The organism is Streptomyces sp. BI87, assembly GCF_025957665.1.
Taxonomy (GTDB): Bacteria; Actinomycetota; Actinomycetes; order Streptomycetales; family Streptomycetaceae; genus Streptomyces; species Streptomyces albidoflavus.
Map to the genome: position 1 here is coordinate 5,448,190 of NZ_CP110079.1, position 17,106 is coordinate 5,465,295.

Below are 17,106 nucleotides of genomic sequence, written 5' to 3' on the forward strand. Positions count from 1 at the left end.
AGTGCTCCCGGCGGAGGGGAACGCGATGTCGCGGCTCAGAACAGCGGGGCCGGGAGCACCCCTTCCAGGGCGAGCAGGTGGCGCTTGGTCTCCAGGCCGCCGCTGAAGCCGCCGAGCCCGCCGTCGCTCTCCACCACCCGGTGGCAGGGGACCACCACCGGCAGCGGATTGGAGCCCATCGCCGCGCCGACCGCCTGCGCCCCGCCCGGGCGGCCGCCGCGCCGGGCCAGGTCGCCGTAGCCGGTGACGGTGCCGTACGGCACGGAGGTGGCGAGCAGGCGCAGGGCCTCCCGGGTGAATCCCTCGGTCAGCGACCAGTCCAGGTCGAGGCGGAAGTCCCGGGTCCGTCCGGCGAAGTACCCCGCCAGCTGCTCGCGCGGGGCCGCCAGCGAGGGCGCGTCCGGTGCCTCGACCGGATCGGTGCCCAGGTGTGCGGCCAGACGGGTGAGGACGCGCCGGAGCACCGCCCCCCGGGCGTGGAAGGCCACCTGGAGCAGGCCGCGGTCGGTCGCGGCGAGCAGGAGCGGGCCGACCGGGGTGTCGAGCACCGTCCAGTCGGCCCGTCGCGCGGGAAGGTCCCGGGAGTCGTCGGTCACGCGTCCACGGTACGGGCGGCCACCGACAGCCGGGTCAGCCGATCGCGTCCTTCACGACGTCCGGGAAGTTGGTGATGACGCCGTCGACCCCGGCGTCACGGACCTTGCGGGCGGTGGCGGCGTCGTTGACGGTCCAGGTGTAGACCTCCAGCCGCTTGCCGTGCGGGCCCTTGAGGGCCTGGACGGCGTCCACGTAGGAGGAGGTGACCGTCGAGTGGGTGGGGTTGATCTGGTCGGCGAAGGCGGCGTACGCGGGCAGCTCGGCCTCGGCCGGGGTGCCGAGGAAGCCGGTCTTCACGTCGGGCCGCAGCTGGTGGACGCGGCGGACCGCGTCGGCGCCGAAGCTCTGCACGACCAGCCGGTCCCGCACGTGCCCCCGGTCCAGCCAGCCCGCCCGCCGCAGCGCGTTCAGCGTCTCCCGCTCGATCCCCGGGTACAGCTCGGGCGCCTTCAGCTCCAGCAGGAGGCTGAGGCGGTGCCGGCTCATCCGCTTCAGGAACTCGTCGAGGGTGGGCACCTTGGCGCCCTTGAACTGGGGGCCGAACCAGCTGCCCGCGTCCAGCCGGGCGATCTCCCGGGCGGTGAAGTCCTTCACGTTCCACGGCGCGCGGTCGGGGAAGACCTCCTCGACGTCCGTGGTGCGGGCGAGTGTCGTGTCGTGCAGCACCACCAGGACCCCGTCCTTGGTGCGCTGCACGTCGTTCTCCACCCAGCGCACCCCGAGCTCGCGCGCCTTGTCGACGCCCGCAAGCGTGTTCTCCGGGGCGTGCCCGGAGGCGCCGCGGTGCGCCACCAGCACGGGGCCGCCGCCGTCCGGGGCGGCGGCGACGGGGCGGACGGAGAAGCGGGGGTTCGCCGGGGTCCCGGAGGACGCCTGGGCGGTGGGGGTGGCGGCGGTCGCGGCGCGGGCGGGGACGACCAGCGCGGTGCCTGCCATCAGCAGGGCGGCCGTGAGGGAGAGGGGGCGAGCGAACACGGGGGGACTCCTCACTCAATGTGATCGTGGACCGCTCGAGAGTGACAGCCGGGGGCCAATTGCGGGCAGGTGCGGGATGGCCACACGTTGAACAAAGTGGTGCGTCTCGGTGCGGTGAGGCGATGAAGGTGTGTCGGAGCTGCGATTCTTTGCCGCAAAATCGGTCGTACGTTCGCTGTGCGTCATACTCTCTGCCGCAGTACGCCACGCCCGCCGCCTGGGACGATGCGGAGGGACACGCGCGGCCGGGGGGCCGTGCCGGACTGTCGGGGCCAGGGCGCATGATGGCGCGAACACTTCGCCGCGCAGCCGTCGCGCGGAGTGGACAGGAACCGGAAGGATCTCTCACGGGGGAGGAAAGGCAGACCGGTATGCAGGGGACGGTCGACGGATTCAGCTACGGCCTGGTGACGCCCGTGGCGGCGTACCTCATGGCCTGCCTGGGCGGGGCGCTCGGGCTGCGCTGCACCACCAGGTCGCTGCTGGTGACCCGGACCTGGCGGCCGGGCTGGCTGGCGCTGGGCACCGGAGCGATCGGCTCCGGTATCTGGACCATGCACTTCATCGCCATGATGGGCTTCTCCGTCACCGGGACCCCGGTCCGCTACGACGTACCGACGACCTTCGCCAGTCTGGGCGTCGCCATCGTCATGGTCGGCATCGGGATCTTCGTCGTGGGCTATCGAGGCGCCACCGGCTCCGCCCTGTTCACGGGCGGCACGATCACCGGTCTCGGCATTGCCTCCATGCACTATCTGGGGATGGCCGGAATGCGTCTCAACGGTAGCCTGGAGTACTCCATTCCGCTCGTGACGGCCTCCGTCCTCATCGCCGTCGCCGCCGCCACCGCCTCCCTCTGGGCCGCCGTCCAGGTCCGCGGATTCCGCTGGAGCGTGGGGGCCGCCCTGCTCATGGGGGTCGGCGTGAGCGGCATGCACTACGTCGGGATGGCCGCCGCGACCGTCCATCTTCACCCGGTCGCCGACACCGCGGGTGACCCGCCCGGGCGACTGATCGCCCCGCTCATGATCGGCCCGCTGCTCTTCCTGCTCCTGGCCGGCGTCGTGGTGGTGCTCGACCCCCGCATGGTCAGCGGCGCCGTCGCCCCCGTCCTCCCCTCGCCGCCCGGCTACCGCGTCCCGGTCCGCGACAGCTACCGCCTGCCACCCGCTGAGGACCACCGCGCCGCGCCCTGCGCCCGCCCCGAGCGGCCCGCCCGCGCCTCCCGCGACCACCGCGCCGCCCGGCCCCCGGCCCGCCCCGGCGCCCGGCGCAGGACGGGCCCGCACGCCGGGCAGCGGCGCTGAGACCGACGGTTGTCGGTGGGGGGTCGTACGGTGGATTCCATGCGGCCTGTATCGAAGATCGAACGCACGGTGGCGCCCTTCGAGGTCGTCAGCCCCTACCAGCCCAGCGGCGACCAGCCCGCAGCCATCGCCGACCTGGACCGCCGGGTCCGCGCCGGTGAGAAGGACGTCGTCCTGCTCGGCGCCACCGGAACCGGCAAGTCCGCCACCACGGCCTGGATGATCGAGAAGCTCCAGCGCCCCACCCTGGTGATGGCTCCCAACAAGACCCTCGCCGCCCAGCTCGCCAACGAGTTCCGCGAGCTCCTCCCGAACAACGCGGTCGAGTACTTCGTCTCGTACTACGACTACTACCAGCCCGAGGCGTACGTCCCGCAGTCGGACACCTACATCGAGAAGGACTCCTCGATCAACGAGGAGGTCGAGCGGTTGCGCCACTCCGCGACCAACTCCCTGCTCACCCGCCGCGACGTCGTCGTGGTCGCCTCGGTCTCCTGCATCTACGGCCTGGGCACGCCGCAGGAGTACGTCGACCGGATGGTCCCCCTCAAGGTCGGCGAGGAGATCGACCGCGACGCCCTGCTGCGCCGCTTCGTCGAGATCCAGTACACCCGCAACGACCTCGCCTTCACCCGCGGCACCTTCCGCGTCCGCGGCGACACCATCGAGATCTTCCCGGTCTACGAGGAGCTGGCCGTCCGCATCGAGATGTTCGGCGACGAGATCGAGACGCTCACCACGCTCCACCCGCTCACCGGCGAGATCATCAGCGACGAGCAGCAGCTCTACGTCTTCCCCGCCTCGCACTACGTCGCGGGCCCCGAGCGCATGGAGCGCGCGGTCAACGACATCGAGCAGGAGCTGGGCGAGCGGCTCACCGTCCTGGAGAAGCAGGGCAAGCTGCTGGAGGCCCAGCGGCTGCGGATGCGCACCACCTACGACATCGAGATGCTCCGCCAGATCGGCTCCTGCTCCGGCATCGAGAACTACTCGATGCACTTCGACGGCCGCGAGCCCGGCACCCCACCGCACACCCTCCTCGACTACTTCCCCGAGGACTTCCTGCTGGTCATCGACGAGTCGCACGTCACCGTCCCGCAGATCGGCGCGATGCACGAGGGCGACGCCTCCCGCAAGCGGACCCTCGTCGACCACGGCTTCCGGCTCCCCTCCGCCCTGGACAACCGCCCCCTGAAGTGGGAGGAGTTCCAGGAGCGGGTCGGCCAGACGGTCTACCTCTCGGCGACCCCGGGCAACTACGAGCTCTCCCGCTCCGACGGCTTCGTCGAGCAGATCATCCGCCCCACCGGCCTCGTCGACCCGGAGGTCGTCGTCAAGCCCACCGAGGGCCAGATCGACGACCTGGTGCACGAGATCCGCACCCGCACCGAGAAGGACGAGCGGGTCCTCGTCACCACCCTCACCAAGAAGATGGCCGAGGACCTCACGGACTACTTCCTGGAACTCGGCATCCAGGTCCGCTACCTCCACAGCGACGTCGACACCCTGCGCCGCGTCGAGCTCCTGCGCGAGCTGCGCGCCGGGGAGTACGACGTCCTGGTCGGCATCAACCTCCTCCGCGAGGGGCTCGACCTGCCGGAGGTCTCCCTGGTCGCCATCCTCGACGCCGACAAGGAGGGGTTCCTGCGCTCGGGCACCTCCCTGATCCAGACCATCGGCCGCGCCGCGCGCAACGTCTCGGGCCAGGTCCACATGTACGCGGACCGGATCACCCCGGCGATGGAGAAGGCCATCGACGAGACCAACCGGCGCCGCGAGAAGCAGATCGCCTACAACACCGAGAACGGCATCGACCCGCAGCCGCTCCGCAAGAAGATCAACGACATCGTCGCCACCATCGCCCGCGAGGACGTCGACACCGAGGCCCTGCTCGGCACCGGCTACCGCCAGACGAAGGACGGCAAGGCCAAGGCCCCCGTCCCGGACCTCGGCGGCGGGTACGAGGCCCCGAAGGCGGCCAAGGGCGGCAAGAAGGCGGCCAAGAAGGCCGCCGGCACGCCCACCGACCGCCCGGCGGCCGAGCTGGCCGGGCAGATCGAGGAGATGACCAACCGGATGCGGGCCGCCGCCGCCGACCTCCAGTTCGAGGTCGCCGCCCGGCTGCGCGACGAGGTGGGCGAGATGAAGAAGGAGCTGCGGCAGATGAAGGAGGCCGGCCTCGCCTGAGCCGGCCCCGGGGTGTGTTGCAAGACCGACACAATGCGTGGCCGGGGGGACGGGCCCCGGCCGACCGGTGCGTAGGGTGCGACGTGGCGGCCGCCCGGACCTGGCGGCCGGGGATTGCGTAGAAGAGGGGACACGCGCGTGACGGTCAACCTGAACAAGGGCCAGGGCATCAGCCTGGAGAAGAAGGACGGGGGAGTCCTCTCCGCGGTACGCATGGGGCTCGGCTGGCAGGCGGCCCCCCGGCGCGGACTCTTCGGCAGCCGCACCCGTGAGATCGACCTCGACGCCTCCGCGGTCCTCTTCGCGGACAAGCAGCCCGTCGACGTGGTGTTCTTCCGCCACCTCGTCAGCGACGACGGCTCCGTGCGCCACACCGGCGACAACCTCGTCGGCGGCGCCGGCCAGGGCGGCGACGACGAGTCGGTCCTCGTCGACCTCCAGCGCGTGCCCGTCCACATCGACCAGATCGTCTTCACGGTGAACTCCTTCACCGGGCAGACCTTCCAGGAGGTGCAGAACGCCTTCTGCCGCCTGGTCGACGAGTCCAACGGCCAGGAGCTGGCCCGCTACACCCTGGACGGCGGCGGCCAGTACACCGCCCAGATCATGGCCAAGGTCCACCGGGCCGACGGCGGCTGGCGCATGACGGCACTGGGCACCCCGGCCAACGGCCGGACCTTCCAGGACCTGATGCCGTCGATCCTGCCGCTCCTCTGACCCACCCGGACGTCACCGAAGGCGGAGGCGGGGCCTGGGGAGGGCACCGCCTCCGCCGTCCGTGACACCGGCGGCACCGGACACCGGCTCCGCCCCGGCTACCACGCACCACACCACCACCACGCGCACCGCAGACACGCACACCGCACGAGCCGGGGACCGGCGACGCACCCGGGGCACAGCAGGGGGACAGGGGACGATGACGGCTGAGCTGGTCCGAGGGCAGAACCAGGCCCTGCCGTGGACCCGGCTGGAGATCGGCGTGGAGGCCGACCGGGCGCTGGCACTCGGCGCGGTACTCGTCGGCGAGGCGGGCCACGCCCTCGACGGAGCGGACGGGGTCGCCCTGCCCGGCGCCCCGCCGCCTCCCGGCCTCGCCGCACCGGGACCGCCCGCCCGCACCCACCGCCTCGCCGTCGACCTCGGCGCGCTGCCCGCCGCCGCCACCCGCGTCGACCTCTTCCTCGCCCTGCCCGACGGCCCCGACGCGCCCGCCCGCTTCGGCGCGCTGGCCGCCCCGCGCGCGCTCCTGCTCGGGCCGGGCGGCGAGCAGGCGGCCGGGTTCGCGGTCACCGGGCTCGCCGAGGAGACGGCGGTCGTCGCCGTCGAGCTGTACCGCAGGAACGGCGTCTGGAAGATCCGCGCCGTCGGCCAGGGCTACCAGGGCGGCGTCCCCGCGCTCCTCACCGACCGGGGGATCGACCCCGAGACCGCCCTGCGCCTCGGCGGCACCGCGCAGGCCCACACCGTCCCCGTTCCCGCCGCGCCCCGACCGGACCCGGAGCCGCCCCCGACCCCGGCCGGCCCCGGCCCCGCCGCGCCCTTTGGCGGCCGCGTGGACTACACCCACCCGGGCCGCCGCCCCGCCGCCCCGGTCGGTGGCCATCCTTACGCCACACCGCCACCGGCCGCCCCCGCGCCGCCCGCCGCCCCGGCCGTGCCCGTGGCCGGGGACGCCTCCGGCTGGAGCATGGAGGAGCGGCTCCACAACCAGGTCTGGGGCATGTTCGAGGACCTGGCCCGCGCCGTGGCCGCGTACCGCGGGGCCGTCGAGTTCGCCGAGGACCGCCGCGAACGCGAGCTGGACGCCGTACTCGAGGACCCCCGGACCCGTACCGGCCAGGGAGCGGCGGACGCCCGCGCGGCGGCCTCCGAGCGGTACGAGACGCTGGTCGCCCGGGCCCAGGAGGCGCTCGACCGCGACCTCGCCCAACTCGCCGCCGAGTCCCGGGTGGTCGAGCCGGCGCTGCCTCCCGCCATGGCGGGCTGGGAGAGCACCGTCTGGCACGCGTACCGGCCGCCGGAGCAGCCGCCGTTCGCGGTGCGCCTCGGTGACCTGCGGCTGCCCGAGGCGCCGGAGCTGCGCATCCCGATGCTGGTACGGCTCCCGCTGGAGCGTGGGCTGTGGATCAACGCCGGGCGGCTGAGCGACGGGGAGGGGGAGTCCCGGCCCGCCGGGCTGCGGGCGCTCGCCGCCGGTTCCGCCGCGCTGCACACCACCCGGCTGCTGGCGGTGCACCCGCCCGGCGGCCTCACCGTCCACCTGCTCGACCCGGCGGGCTCCGGCGCGGCCGCCTTCGCCGGGCTGCGGAGCGCCGGGCTGCTGGCGCCCGCGCCGCCCGCCGGGACGGCCGGGGTCGCCGAGGTGCTGGAGCGGCTGACCCGGCGGGTCGACCTGGTGCAGATGGCGGTGCGCGGCGGTGCCCGCGAGGCGCTGCCGCCCGGCCTCGACACCGCCGAGCAGCTCCTGGTCGTCCACGACTTCCCGCACGGCTTCGACGACCGGGCCGTCACCCGGCTCCGGTACCTCGCCGACGAGGGCCCGGCGGTCGGCGTCCACCTGCTGCTGGTCGCCGACCGCGACGACGCCGCCGCGTACGGCCCGCTGCTCGACCCGCTCTGGCGCGGGCTGCTGCGGATCACCCCGCTCCCCGACGGCCACCTGGCCGATCCCTGGGTCCACCACCTCTGGACATTCACGCCGCCGTGTGTGCCGACGGGCAGCGCGGTGCTGGAGACGGTGGTCGGCGCCACGGCGCGGGCCCGACGCGGAAGCCGCTGACACGGCTGTGTCCCATGGGTCGCGATACGGCCCTGAGCTGCGATGTTGCTGATCGCTCAGCCCCGTCTTTACCAACCGTTGGCAATTCGCGTACGCTTCCCGGTGCGGAGGGGAGTACTCCTGGCGCGGCGAGCCCGTCAATACGGATCGGTACGGATATTCCGGCCCGATCCCGGGCCGTCGATCCGATGACCGCGCGCCTCGCGCGGTTCCTCGGGTGGAAGAGACCTCCGGCAGCGATGACGCTGAGAGATGCCGTTACGTACTGCCGGAGGCGCAGTGGAAGTTTCCGTGACCCTATGGGTCCTCACCATCGTCGGCCTAGTCGTGCTGATCGGGGCCGACTTCTTCATCGGGCGCAAGCCCCATGACGTGTCCATCAAGGAAGCCGGGATCTGGACGATCGTCTGGATCGTCCTGGCCGCCCTCTTCGGCGTGGGCCTGCTCTTCTTCGGAGGCGGGCAGCAGGCCGGTGAGTTCTTCGCCGGTTACATCACCGAGAAGTCGCTGAGCGTCGACAACCTCTTCGTCTTCGTGCTGATCATGGCGAAGTTCGCGGTCCCCTCGCAGTATCAGCAGCGTGTGCTGCTGATCGGCGTCCTGATCGCCCTCGTCCTGCGCGCGATCTTCATCGCGGCCGGCGCGGCGATCATCGCCAACTTCTCGTGGGTCTTCTACATCTTCGGCGCGTTCCTGATCTACACCGCCTGGAAGCTCATCCAGGAGGCCAGGGCCGGCGACGACGACGAGGACTGGGAGGAGAACCGCCTGCTCAAGGCGGCCGAGCGGCGGTTCGGCGTGGCCGACCGCTACCACGGCACGAAGCTGTTCATCGAGAAGAACGGCAAGAAGATCATGACGCCGATGCTGGTCGTCATGCTGGCGATCGGCACCACCGATCTCCTCTTCGCCCTCGACTCGATCCCGGCGATCTTCGGCCTGACCCAGGACCCGTACATCGTCTTCACCGCCAACGCCTTCGCCCTGATGGGCCTGCGACAGCTGTACTTCCTCCTCGGGGGCCTGCTCCGCAAGCTGGTCCACCTCAGCTACGGCCTGTCGGTGATCCTCGGCTTCATCGGCGTCAAGCTCGTGCTGCACGCGCTGCACGAGTCGGGCGTCCACGTCCCGGAGATCTCCATCCCGGTCTCGCTGGGCGTGATCTGCGCCGTCCTGGTGGTCACCACGATCACCAGCCTCTACGCCTCGCGGAAGCAGGCGGAGGCCGAGAAGGCCGGTGCCGTCACCGGTGCCGGCGGCGAGGACGACAGCCGCAAGGACAGCGAGAGCTGACGGGTGCGGCGGGCCCCGCCCGCCCGTCGTGATAGATGTCGGCCCAGGCCGAATGAGCCCGCGTCCCCTCCGGGGGGCGCGGGCGCACCCGTTTCCGGAGGACCGCGATGACCCGCCCCGCCCACACCCTCGCCACCGCGCCGATCATGATCCTCAACGGCCCGAACCTGAACCTGCTGGGGCAGCGGCAGCCGGAGATCTACGGGTCCGAGACGCTGGCCGACGTCGAGCGGCTCTGCGCCGAGGAGGCGGCGGCGCTCGGCGGCACCGTCGACCTGCGCCAGTCCAACCACGAGGGCGTCCTGGTCGACTGGGTCCACGAGGCCCGCACCGGCGCGGCCGGCCTCGTCATCAACCCCGCCGCCTACTCGCACACCTCCGTCGCCCTGCTCGACGCGCTCCACACCTGCGACGGGCTCCCCGTGATCGAGGTCCACATCTCCAACATCCACCGCCGCGAACAGTTCCGGCACCACAGCTACGTCTCGCTGCGCGCCGACGGGGTCATCGCCGGCTGCGGCGTCCAGGGCTACGCCTTCGCAGTCCGCCGCATCGCCACCCTCCTGGCCGACCCGAGCTGAGCCGGGCCACCACCTCCGGCCGGGCCGCCACATACAGCCGGGGCCGCCCCCTCCAGCCCGGCCGGCGTTTGAGGCCATCGGTGACCGGCACGGTCGGACGTGTCCGCACCAAAACGCAGCCCGGCCGGCGCTTGAGGCCACCCGGACCGCCCGGGCGGAAGACTCGCCGCTCGGCGGCTCATCGCCCTCAAACGCCGGCCGGACTGGAGGCGGCCGGCCGCGGCCCAAGGGCCGCTCACCACCCCCGCTCGCGCCAGGCGGGCAACTGCGGCCGCTCCGCACCCAGCGTGGTGTCGTCCCCGTGCCCGGGGTAGACCCAGGTCTCGTCCGGCAGCGCAGCGAAGATCTTGGTCTCCACGTCGCCCAGCAGCTGGGCGAAGGCATCCGGGTCCTGGTGGGTGTTGCCCACCCCGCCGGGGAAGAGGCAGTCCCCGGTGAAGACGTGCGGATGGCCGTGCGGGTCGTCGTAGACCAGGGCGATCGAGCCGGGGGTGTGGCCGACCAGGTGGAGCACGGTCAGCTCCACCCGCCCGACCCGCACGGTGTCCCCGTCGTCCAGCAGCACATCGGTGGGAACCGGAATCCCCTCCGCGTCCAACCGCCCGGCCTGGGTCCGCGCCCCGGTCGCGGCCACCACCTCCGCCAGCGCCTGCCAGTGGTCGCCGTGGCGGTGGGTGGTGACGACGGAGACGACCGAGTCCCGGCCGATCAGTCGCAGCAGGGTCTCGGGCTCGGCGGCCGCGTCGATCAGGAGCTGTTCGCCGGTGGCCCGGCAGCGCAGCAGGTAGGCGTTGTTGTCCATGGGGCCCACGGCGACCTTGGAGATCATCAGCCCGGTCAGTTCGTGCACGTCGGCGGGTCCGCCGACCTTCACCGCTCCGCTGTACGTCATGGCCGTCACCCTACCGACGCGGGTGCCGCCGCCCCGGCTCCCGCGGGGCTCACAGCGGCGGCAGGGCGGGCAGCGGGCCGCCGTCGGTCTTCAGGCCGTCCGGGGCGCGGCGTCCGGCGAGCCAGCCGAGCAGGTCGGCCGGGGTGCCGGTCACGGTGAGCGGCTCCTCGCCGGGGGCGGGGGCGCGGCCGCTGGTGAGGGCGGGGGAGCCGGCCGGGCGGAGCAGCAGCGGTGGTACGTCCGGGTGGCCGGTGAAGCGGTCGGCGAGGAAGGCGTTCTCGGCGTCGGTGAACTCCGTCGACAGGTCCTCCAGCTCGCGCCCGGCGCCCAGGTCGACCTGGTGCAGCTCCACCTCGACCAGCCGCCGGAAGGGCACGCGGGCGAGCCGGTCGGTGACGCCGTTGCGCAGCTCCACCACGCGCTCCCAGTCGCCGGGCTCGGCCAGGGCGGTGGCGAGCCGGGCGGCGCTCAGCCGCACCTCCTCTGCGAGGGCCTCGGCGGGCAGGGTGGCGCCCGCCTCGATGTCGGCGTCGCGGGCCTCGGCGCTGGCGTACATGGGGCGGCCCGCGACCACGTTGAGCAGGGCGTCGGCGTTGCGGGCGAGATGGCTGAGGACGTGGCCGCGGGTCCAGCCCGGCAGCCGTGAGGGCTCGGCCAGCGCCGCGTCGTCCAGCGTGCCCGCGACGGTGAGGAGCCGGGCGGTGGCCTCGTCCAGCCTTGTGAGATCGCGCACAGGATCAGTCATGGGACGACCCTAGCGGCACCGGATCGGTCCACTCGTTCGGGTGAAGGGAGCGCCGCAATCCCGGGAATCGAATGTACGTGCTATACGCTCGGTTCTCGGAAGAGGCATCCTGGATGTAGCCGGGATGCGATCCCCCGACGACGGCCCGGTGCCGCCCTCGGTCCGAAGTCCCCCGCCCCCGATCGCTCATCCCCTCCACCGCTGCCGCGGCACTCCCGTACGTTGTTCTCGGGGGTTCCGCTCCCGCTTCACTCCAGAAAGGTGCGGACCGGCGTGGCCGACCGTCTCATCGTCCGTGGTGCCCGCGAGCACAATCTGAGGAATGTCTCGCTCGACCTGCCGCGTGACTCCCTCATCGTCTTCACCGGGCTCTCCGGGTCGGGCAAGTCCTCGCTCGCGTTCGACACGATCTTCGCCGAGGGCCAGCGGCGGTACGTCGAGTCCCTCTCCTCGTACGCCCGGCAGTTCCTCGGCCAGATGGACAAGCCCGACGTCGACTTCATCGAGGGCCTCTCGCCCGCGGTCTCCATCGACCAGAAGTCCACCTCGCGCAACCCGCGCTCCACGGTCGGCACCATCACCGAGGTCTACGACTACCTCCGCCTGCTCTTCGCCCGGATCGGCAAGCCGCACTGCCCGGTCTGCCACCGCCCGATCTCCCGCCAGTCGCCGCAGGCCATCGTGGACAAGGTGCTGGGCCTGCCCGAGGGCAGCCGCTTCCAGGTGCTCTCCCCGCTGGTCCGTGAGCGCAAGGGCGAGTTCGTCGACCTCTTCGCCGACCTCCAGACCAAGGGGTACAGCCGCGCCCGCGTCGACGGCACCACGGTCCAGCTCTCCGACCCGCCGAAGCTGAAGAAGCAGGAGAAGCACACCATCGAGGTGGTCGTCGACCGCCTCACGGTCAAGGAGAGCGCCAAGCGCCGCCTGACCGACTCCGTGGAGACCGCCCTCGGCCTCTCCGGGGGCATGGTCGTGCTCGACTTCGTCGACCTCCCCGAGGACGACCCCGAGCGCGAGCGGATGTACTCCGAGCACCTCTACTGCCCGTACGACGACCTCTCCTTCGAGGAGCTGGAGCCGCGCTCCTTCTCCTTCAACTCGCCCTTCGGCGCCTGCCCCGACTGCACCGGCATCGGCACCCGCATGGAGGTCGACCCGGAGCTGATCGTCCCGGACGAGGACAAGTCCCTGGACGAGGGCGCCATCCACCCCTGGTCGCACGGGCACACCAAGGAGTACTTCGGCCGGCTGGTCGGCGCCCTCGCCGACGCGCTGAACTTCCGCACCGACGTGCCCTTCGCCGCGCTCCCGCAGCGCGCGAAGAAGGCCCTGCTCCAGGGCCACAAGACCCAGATCGAGGTCCGCTACCGCAACCGCTACGGCCGTGAGCGGGTCTACACCACCGCCTTCGAGGGCGCGGTGCCGTACGTCAAGCGGCGCCACTCCGAGGCGGAGAGCGACTCCAGCCGGGAGCGGTTCGAGGGGTACATGCGGGAGGTCCCCTGCCCGACCTGCGAGGGGACCCGGCTCAAGCCGATCGTCCTGGCGGTCACGGTGATGGGCAAGTCCATCGCCGAGGTCTCCGCCATGTCGATCACCGACTGCGCCGACTTCCTCGACAAGCTCACCCTCTCCGGCCGCGACCTCAAGATCGCCGAGCGCGTCCTCAAGGAGGTCAACGAACGCCTCCGCTTCCTGGTCGACGTCGGCCTCGACTACCTCTCCCTCAACCGCCCGGCGGGCTCCCTCTCCGGCGGTGAGGCCCAGCGCATCCGGCTGGCCACCCAGATCGGCTCCGGCCTGGTCGGCGTGCTCTACGTCCTGGACGAGCCCTCCATCGGCCTCCACCAGCGCGACAACCACCGGCTGATCGAGACCCTGGTCCGCCTGCGCGACATGGGCAACACCCTGATCGTGGTGGAGCACGACGAGGACACCATCAAGGTCGCCGACTGGATCGTGGACATTGGCCCGGGCGCCGGTGAGCACGGCGGCAAGGTCGTCCACTCCGGTTCGCTGGACGAGCTGCTCGCCAACAAGGAGTCGATCACCGGCCAGTACCTCGCCGGCAAGCGCTCCATCCCGGTGCCGGAGATCCGCCGCCCGGTCGACCCGGCGCGGCAGCTGACGGTGATCGGTGCCAAGGAGAACAACCTCCGCGACATCGACGTCTCCTTCCCGCTCGGCGTCCTCACCGCCGTCACCGGAGTCTCCGGCTCCGGAAAGTCGACGCTGGTCAACGACATCCTCTACACCCACCTGGCCCGCGAGCTGAACGGCGCCAAGAGCGTCCCCGGCCGCCACACCCGGGTCGAGGGCGACGACCTCGTCGACAAGGTCGTGCACGTCGACCAGTCGCCGATCGGCCGCACCCCCCGCTCCAACCCGGCCACGTACACCGGCGTCTTCGACAACGTCCGCAAGCTCTTCGCCGAGACGATGGAGGCCAAGGTCCGCGGGTATCTCCCCGGCCGCTTCTCCTTCAACGTCAAGGGCGGCCGCTGCGAGAACTGCCACGGCGACGGCACCATCAAGATCGAGATGAACTTCCTGCCCGACGTGTACGTCCCCTGCGAGGTCTGCCACGGGGCGCGCTACAACCGGGAGACCCTGGAGGTCCACTACAAGGGCAAGTCCATCGCCGAGGTGCTGGACATGCCCATCGAGGAGGCGCTCGGCTTCTTCGAGGCCGTCCCCACCATCGCCCGCCACCTGCGCACGCTCAACGAGGTCGGCCTCGGGTACGTCCGCCTCGGACAGCCCGCGCCCACCCTCTCCGGCGGCGAGGCGCAGCGCGTCAAGCTCGCCGCCGAGCTCCAGAAGCGCTCCACCGGGCGCACGGTCTACGTCCTGGACGAGCCCACCACCGGCCTGCACTTCGAGGACATCAGCAAGCTGATCACCGTCCTCTCCGGTCTGGTCGACAAGGGCAACTCGGTCATCGTCATCGAGCACAACCTCGACGTCATCAAGACCGCCGACTGGGTCGTCGACATGGGCCCCGAGGGCGGCAACGGCGGCGGCCTGGTCGTCGCCGAAGGCACCCCCGAGGAAGTGGCCGCCGTCCCCGCCAGCCACACCGGCAAGTTCCTCCAGGACGTCCTCGGCGCCGACCGGATCAGCGAGGCCTCGGCCGCGCCCCGCTCCGGCGGTGCCCGCAAGACGGGGGCCACCCGCAAGGCGGTCGCGGCCAAGAAGCCGGTCGCGAAGAAGACGGCTGCCAAGAAGACCGTGGCCAAGAAGGCGCCGCGCACCACCAAGTGACGGCCGGGGGAGCAGCGGCGGGGTGACCGGAAACCACCACCCCGCGTCGCTCCCCGGCCCGTCCGCGCAACGCCTCCCGCCGCCTCCGCGTCCTCACCGGCGCGGGGGCGGCGGCGGCCTGCCCGGCCGCCCCGCGGGAAGCGGGGTGAACAGCCGCTAATGTGACATTCATGATCGCGATGGGGAGTACCGCCCGCTCCCTGGCCGGGCGCATCGGCGCCGCCGCGCGCAAGCCCTACTGGCAACGCCCCGGCCCCGCCCATCTGGTCCGCCGCTGGCCGGACCTGACCGCGACCTGCGTGGCCACGGTCTTCTTCTGGTTCTCCCTGACCCCCTCGCTGGTGCCCCGCCCCTGGTTCCTCCAGGGGCTCATCGGCGGCATCAACGCCGCCATCGGCTACGCCCTCGGCGTGACCCTCAGCTGGCTCTTCCGGCTCCTGGTCGCGCGCCGGCCGAGCCAGGCCGTCCGCGCCCACGCCTGGCAGGCGTACTTCCTGATCAGCCCCGTCTGCGCGGTCTGGCTGATCTCCGAGAGCGCCCACCTGCAACGCCAGCTCCGGGTCCTGCAAGGGCTGCCGCCCTCGCTGACCTGGCACGCCCCGATGATCGCCCTGATCACCGTCGCGCTCTGGGCGGTGCTGCTCCTGCTGGCCCGCGCCGTGCGGCTCGGTGCCAGCCGCCTCATCCGGCTCCTCGGGCGGCTCCTGCCCCGGCCCGCCGCCGTCGGGCTCGGACTGCTCCTCTCCAGCCTCGCCGTCCTCTTCTGCGTCCAGGACCTGGTCTTCGAACGCGGCGTGGTCGACGTCGCCGACCGCATCTCCAAGGCCACCGACGGCGGCACCAAGGAGGGCGTGACCCCGCCCACCTCCCGGCTGGTCTCCGGCGGCCCCGGCTCGTACATCCGCTGGCGGGACCTCGGCTTCCAGGGGCGCAACTTCGCCGGCTCCGTCCTCACCAGCGAGGAGATCACCGACTGGACCGGGCGGGACGCCGTGGACCCCGTCCGGATCTACGCCGGCTCGGCCGCCCCGGAAGCCTTCGCCTACGACGAGGACCCGGTCGCCGCCCAGGTCGACCTCGCCATGAAGGAGCTGGACCGGACCCGCGCCTTCGAGCGGGACGTGCTCGCCATCGCCGGGACCACCGGCACCGGCTGGGTCAACGCCAACGTCGTGGAACCCCTCGAGTACATGCACGACGGCAACACCGCCACCGTCGCCCTCCAGTACTCCTACCTGCCGAGCTGGCTCTCCTTCCTCGTCGACAAGGAGAAGGCCGCACACGCCACCCGCGAACTGGTCGACGCCGTGCGCGCCCGCTGGGCCGCCCTGCCGCCGGACGAGCGTCCCCGCCTCGTCGTCACCGGCGAGAGCCTCGGCGCGTACGCCGTCGAAGCCTCCTACGAGCGGCCCGGCGAACTGCTGGACAACGTCGACGGGGCCCTGCTGCTCGGTTCGCCCAACTTCTCGCCGATCTCGCGGGAGATCCGCGCCCACCGCGACCCGTCCAGCCCCGTCTGGCGGCCCCTCTACGAGGAGGGGCGCCACTTCCGCTTCGCCCAGTTCCCCCGCCGGGACCTCGCCCGCCCCGCCGGGCCCTGGAAGGAGCCACGTGTCGTCTACCTCCAGAACGCCTCCGACCCCGTCGTCTGGTGGTCCTACGACCTCCTCCTCCAGCGCCCCGAGTGGCTGGAGGACCCGCTCGGCCCCGACATCACCCCCGAGATCACCTGGTTCCCCTTCGTCACCTTCTGGCAGACCAGCGTGGACATGGCCGTCAGCTACGGCGTCCAGGCGCCGCACGGCCACCGGTACGGGGCGAGCCCCGTGGACGGCTGGGCGGCGGTGGCGCCCCGCGAAGGCTGGACCGACGCCGACACCCGCCGCCTGCACGACTTCATCGCCTCCCGGGACACCCCCTACTGACCGGGGCCCGGAGAGGTCCCGGCTAGGGTCGGGACCGCACCGAGCCGCCCACGGACCTCAGCGGAGGCACCATGTCCGCCCACCCCCTCTCCCGCCGCACCGTCCTGCGGGGCGCGGCCCTGGTCCCGGCCGCGGGGCTCGGCGCGGCGGCCTGCGCCCCGCCGGACGACGGGCGCGCCGAGGGGCCCGCCGAGCCGGTCGAGCTGGGCGCCGCCGAGGCCGTGCCGAAGGGCGGGGCGGAGATCTTCCGCGAGCACCACGTGGTCGTGAGCCGTTCCGAGGAGGGGGAGTACCGCGCCTTCAGCGCCGTCTGCACCCACCGGTCCTGCCCGCTGCACAAGATCAAGGGCACCGTCTCCACCTGCACCTGCCACGGCAGCCGGTTCGACGTCACCACCGGCGAGGTGCTGCAAGGCCCCGCCGTCGCCCCGCTCACCGAACTCGACGTCTCCGCCGACGGCGGCCGCCTCGTCGCCCGCCCCCGGCCCGCCTGACCCCGCCCGCCCTTCGTCCCGGGCCCGTCACTGCGGGTGACGCCGGAGTGTCGGTGGCCGACAGTAG

At 72.3% G+C, this 17,106-nt stretch carries 13 protein-coding genes; 9 read left to right on the forward strand and 4 right to left on the reverse strand.

Going from position 1 to position 17,106, the window contains the following annotated elements:
- Positions 1-35 precede the first annotated feature (35 nt).
- A complete protein-coding gene (locus OIM89_RS24275) occupies positions 36-596 on the reverse strand; it encodes a methylated-DNA--[protein]-cysteine S-methyltransferase (RefSeq protein WP_030695142.1) in 561 nt (186 codons plus the stop codon).
- Positions 597-630: 34 nt separating this feature from the next.
- Positions 631-1,572, reverse strand: a complete 942-nt coding sequence (locus OIM89_RS24280) for a glycerophosphodiester phosphodiesterase (protein WP_047469063.1) — start codon at positions 1,570-1,572, stop codon at positions 631-633.
- Between the two features lie 371 nt (positions 1,573-1,943).
- Between OIM89_RS24280 and OIM89_RS24285 the strand changes: the two genes are divergently transcribed.
- The 6 genes from OIM89_RS24285 (at position 1,944) to aroQ (ending at position 9,719) form a co-directional block, all read left to right on the forward strand.
- The gene (locus tag OIM89_RS24285; RefSeq protein ID WP_030695140.1) at positions 1,944-2,879 is read left to right on the forward strand and encodes an MHYT domain-containing protein; all 936 of its coding nucleotides are present in this window, start codon (positions 1,944-1,946) and stop codon (positions 2,877-2,879) included.
- Positions 2,880-2,918: 39 nt separating this feature from the next.
- Complete coding sequence (gene uvrB / locus OIM89_RS24290) at positions 2,919-5,066, forward strand: excinuclease ABC subunit UvrB (protein WP_047141984.1); 2,148 nt, start codon at positions 2,919-2,921, stop codon at positions 5,064-5,066.
- A gap of 138 nt (positions 5,067-5,204) precedes the next feature.
- Positions 5,205-5,783 carry a TerD family protein gene (locus OIM89_RS24295; RefSeq protein WP_047141985.1) on the forward strand — a complete coding sequence of 193 codons (579 nt, stop codon included), beginning with the start codon at positions 5,205-5,207 and terminating at the stop codon, positions 5,781-5,783.
- Positions 5,784-5,982: 199 nt separating this feature from the next.
- Positions 5,983-7,845, forward strand: a complete 1,863-nt coding sequence (locus OIM89_RS24300; RefSeq protein WP_257381292.1) for a TerD family protein — start codon at positions 5,983-5,985, stop codon at positions 7,843-7,845.
- A gap of 279 nt (positions 7,846-8,124) precedes the next feature.
- Positions 8,125-9,138 carry a TerC family protein gene (locus tag OIM89_RS24305; protein ID WP_151169823.1) on the forward strand — a complete coding sequence of 338 codons (1,014 nt, stop codon included), beginning with the start codon at positions 8,125-8,127 and terminating at the stop codon, positions 9,136-9,138.
- 107 nt (positions 9,139-9,245) lie between these two features.
- A complete protein-coding gene (aroQ, locus tag OIM89_RS24310; protein ID WP_030695135.1) occupies positions 9,246-9,719 on the forward strand; it encodes a type II 3-dehydroquinate dehydratase in 474 nt (157 codons plus the stop codon).
- Positions 9,720-9,954: 235 nt separating this feature from the next.
- Here aroQ and OIM89_RS24315 read toward each other — a convergent pair whose 3' ends face one another.
- On the reverse strand, positions 9,955-10,611 hold the full coding sequence (locus tag OIM89_RS24315) for an MBL fold metallo-hydrolase (RefSeq protein ID WP_030695134.1): 657 nt from the start codon (positions 10,609-10,611) through the stop codon (positions 9,955-9,957).
- Positions 10,612-10,660: 49 nt separating this feature from the next.
- Positions 10,661-11,356 (reverse strand): maleylpyruvate isomerase family mycothiol-dependent enzyme, encoded by a 696-nt coding sequence (locus OIM89_RS24320; RefSeq protein WP_030695133.1) that lies wholly within the window; start codon positions 11,354-11,356, stop codon positions 10,661-10,663.
- A gap of 273 nt (positions 11,357-11,629) precedes the next feature.
- On the opposite strand from OIM89_RS24320, the gene uvrA reads away from it, so the two are divergent.
- From uvrA to OIM89_RS24335, 3 genes are all read left to right on the forward strand, one after another.
- A complete protein-coding gene (uvrA, locus tag OIM89_RS24325) occupies positions 11,630-14,620 on the forward strand; it encodes an excinuclease ABC subunit UvrA (protein WP_030695132.1) in 2,991 nt (996 codons plus the stop codon).
- 170 nt (positions 14,621-14,790) lie between these two features.
- Positions 14,791-16,545, forward strand: coding sequence for an alpha/beta hydrolase (locus tag OIM89_RS24330; protein ID WP_030695131.1), 1,755 nt, complete (start codon positions 14,791-14,793; stop codon positions 16,543-16,545).
- A 71-nt stretch (positions 16,546-16,616) separates the two neighbouring features.
- A complete protein-coding gene (locus tag OIM89_RS24335) occupies positions 16,617-17,039 on the forward strand; it encodes a Rieske (2Fe-2S) protein (RefSeq protein WP_047469051.1) in 423 nt (140 codons plus the stop codon).
- Positions 17,040-17,106: the final 67 nt, after the last annotated feature.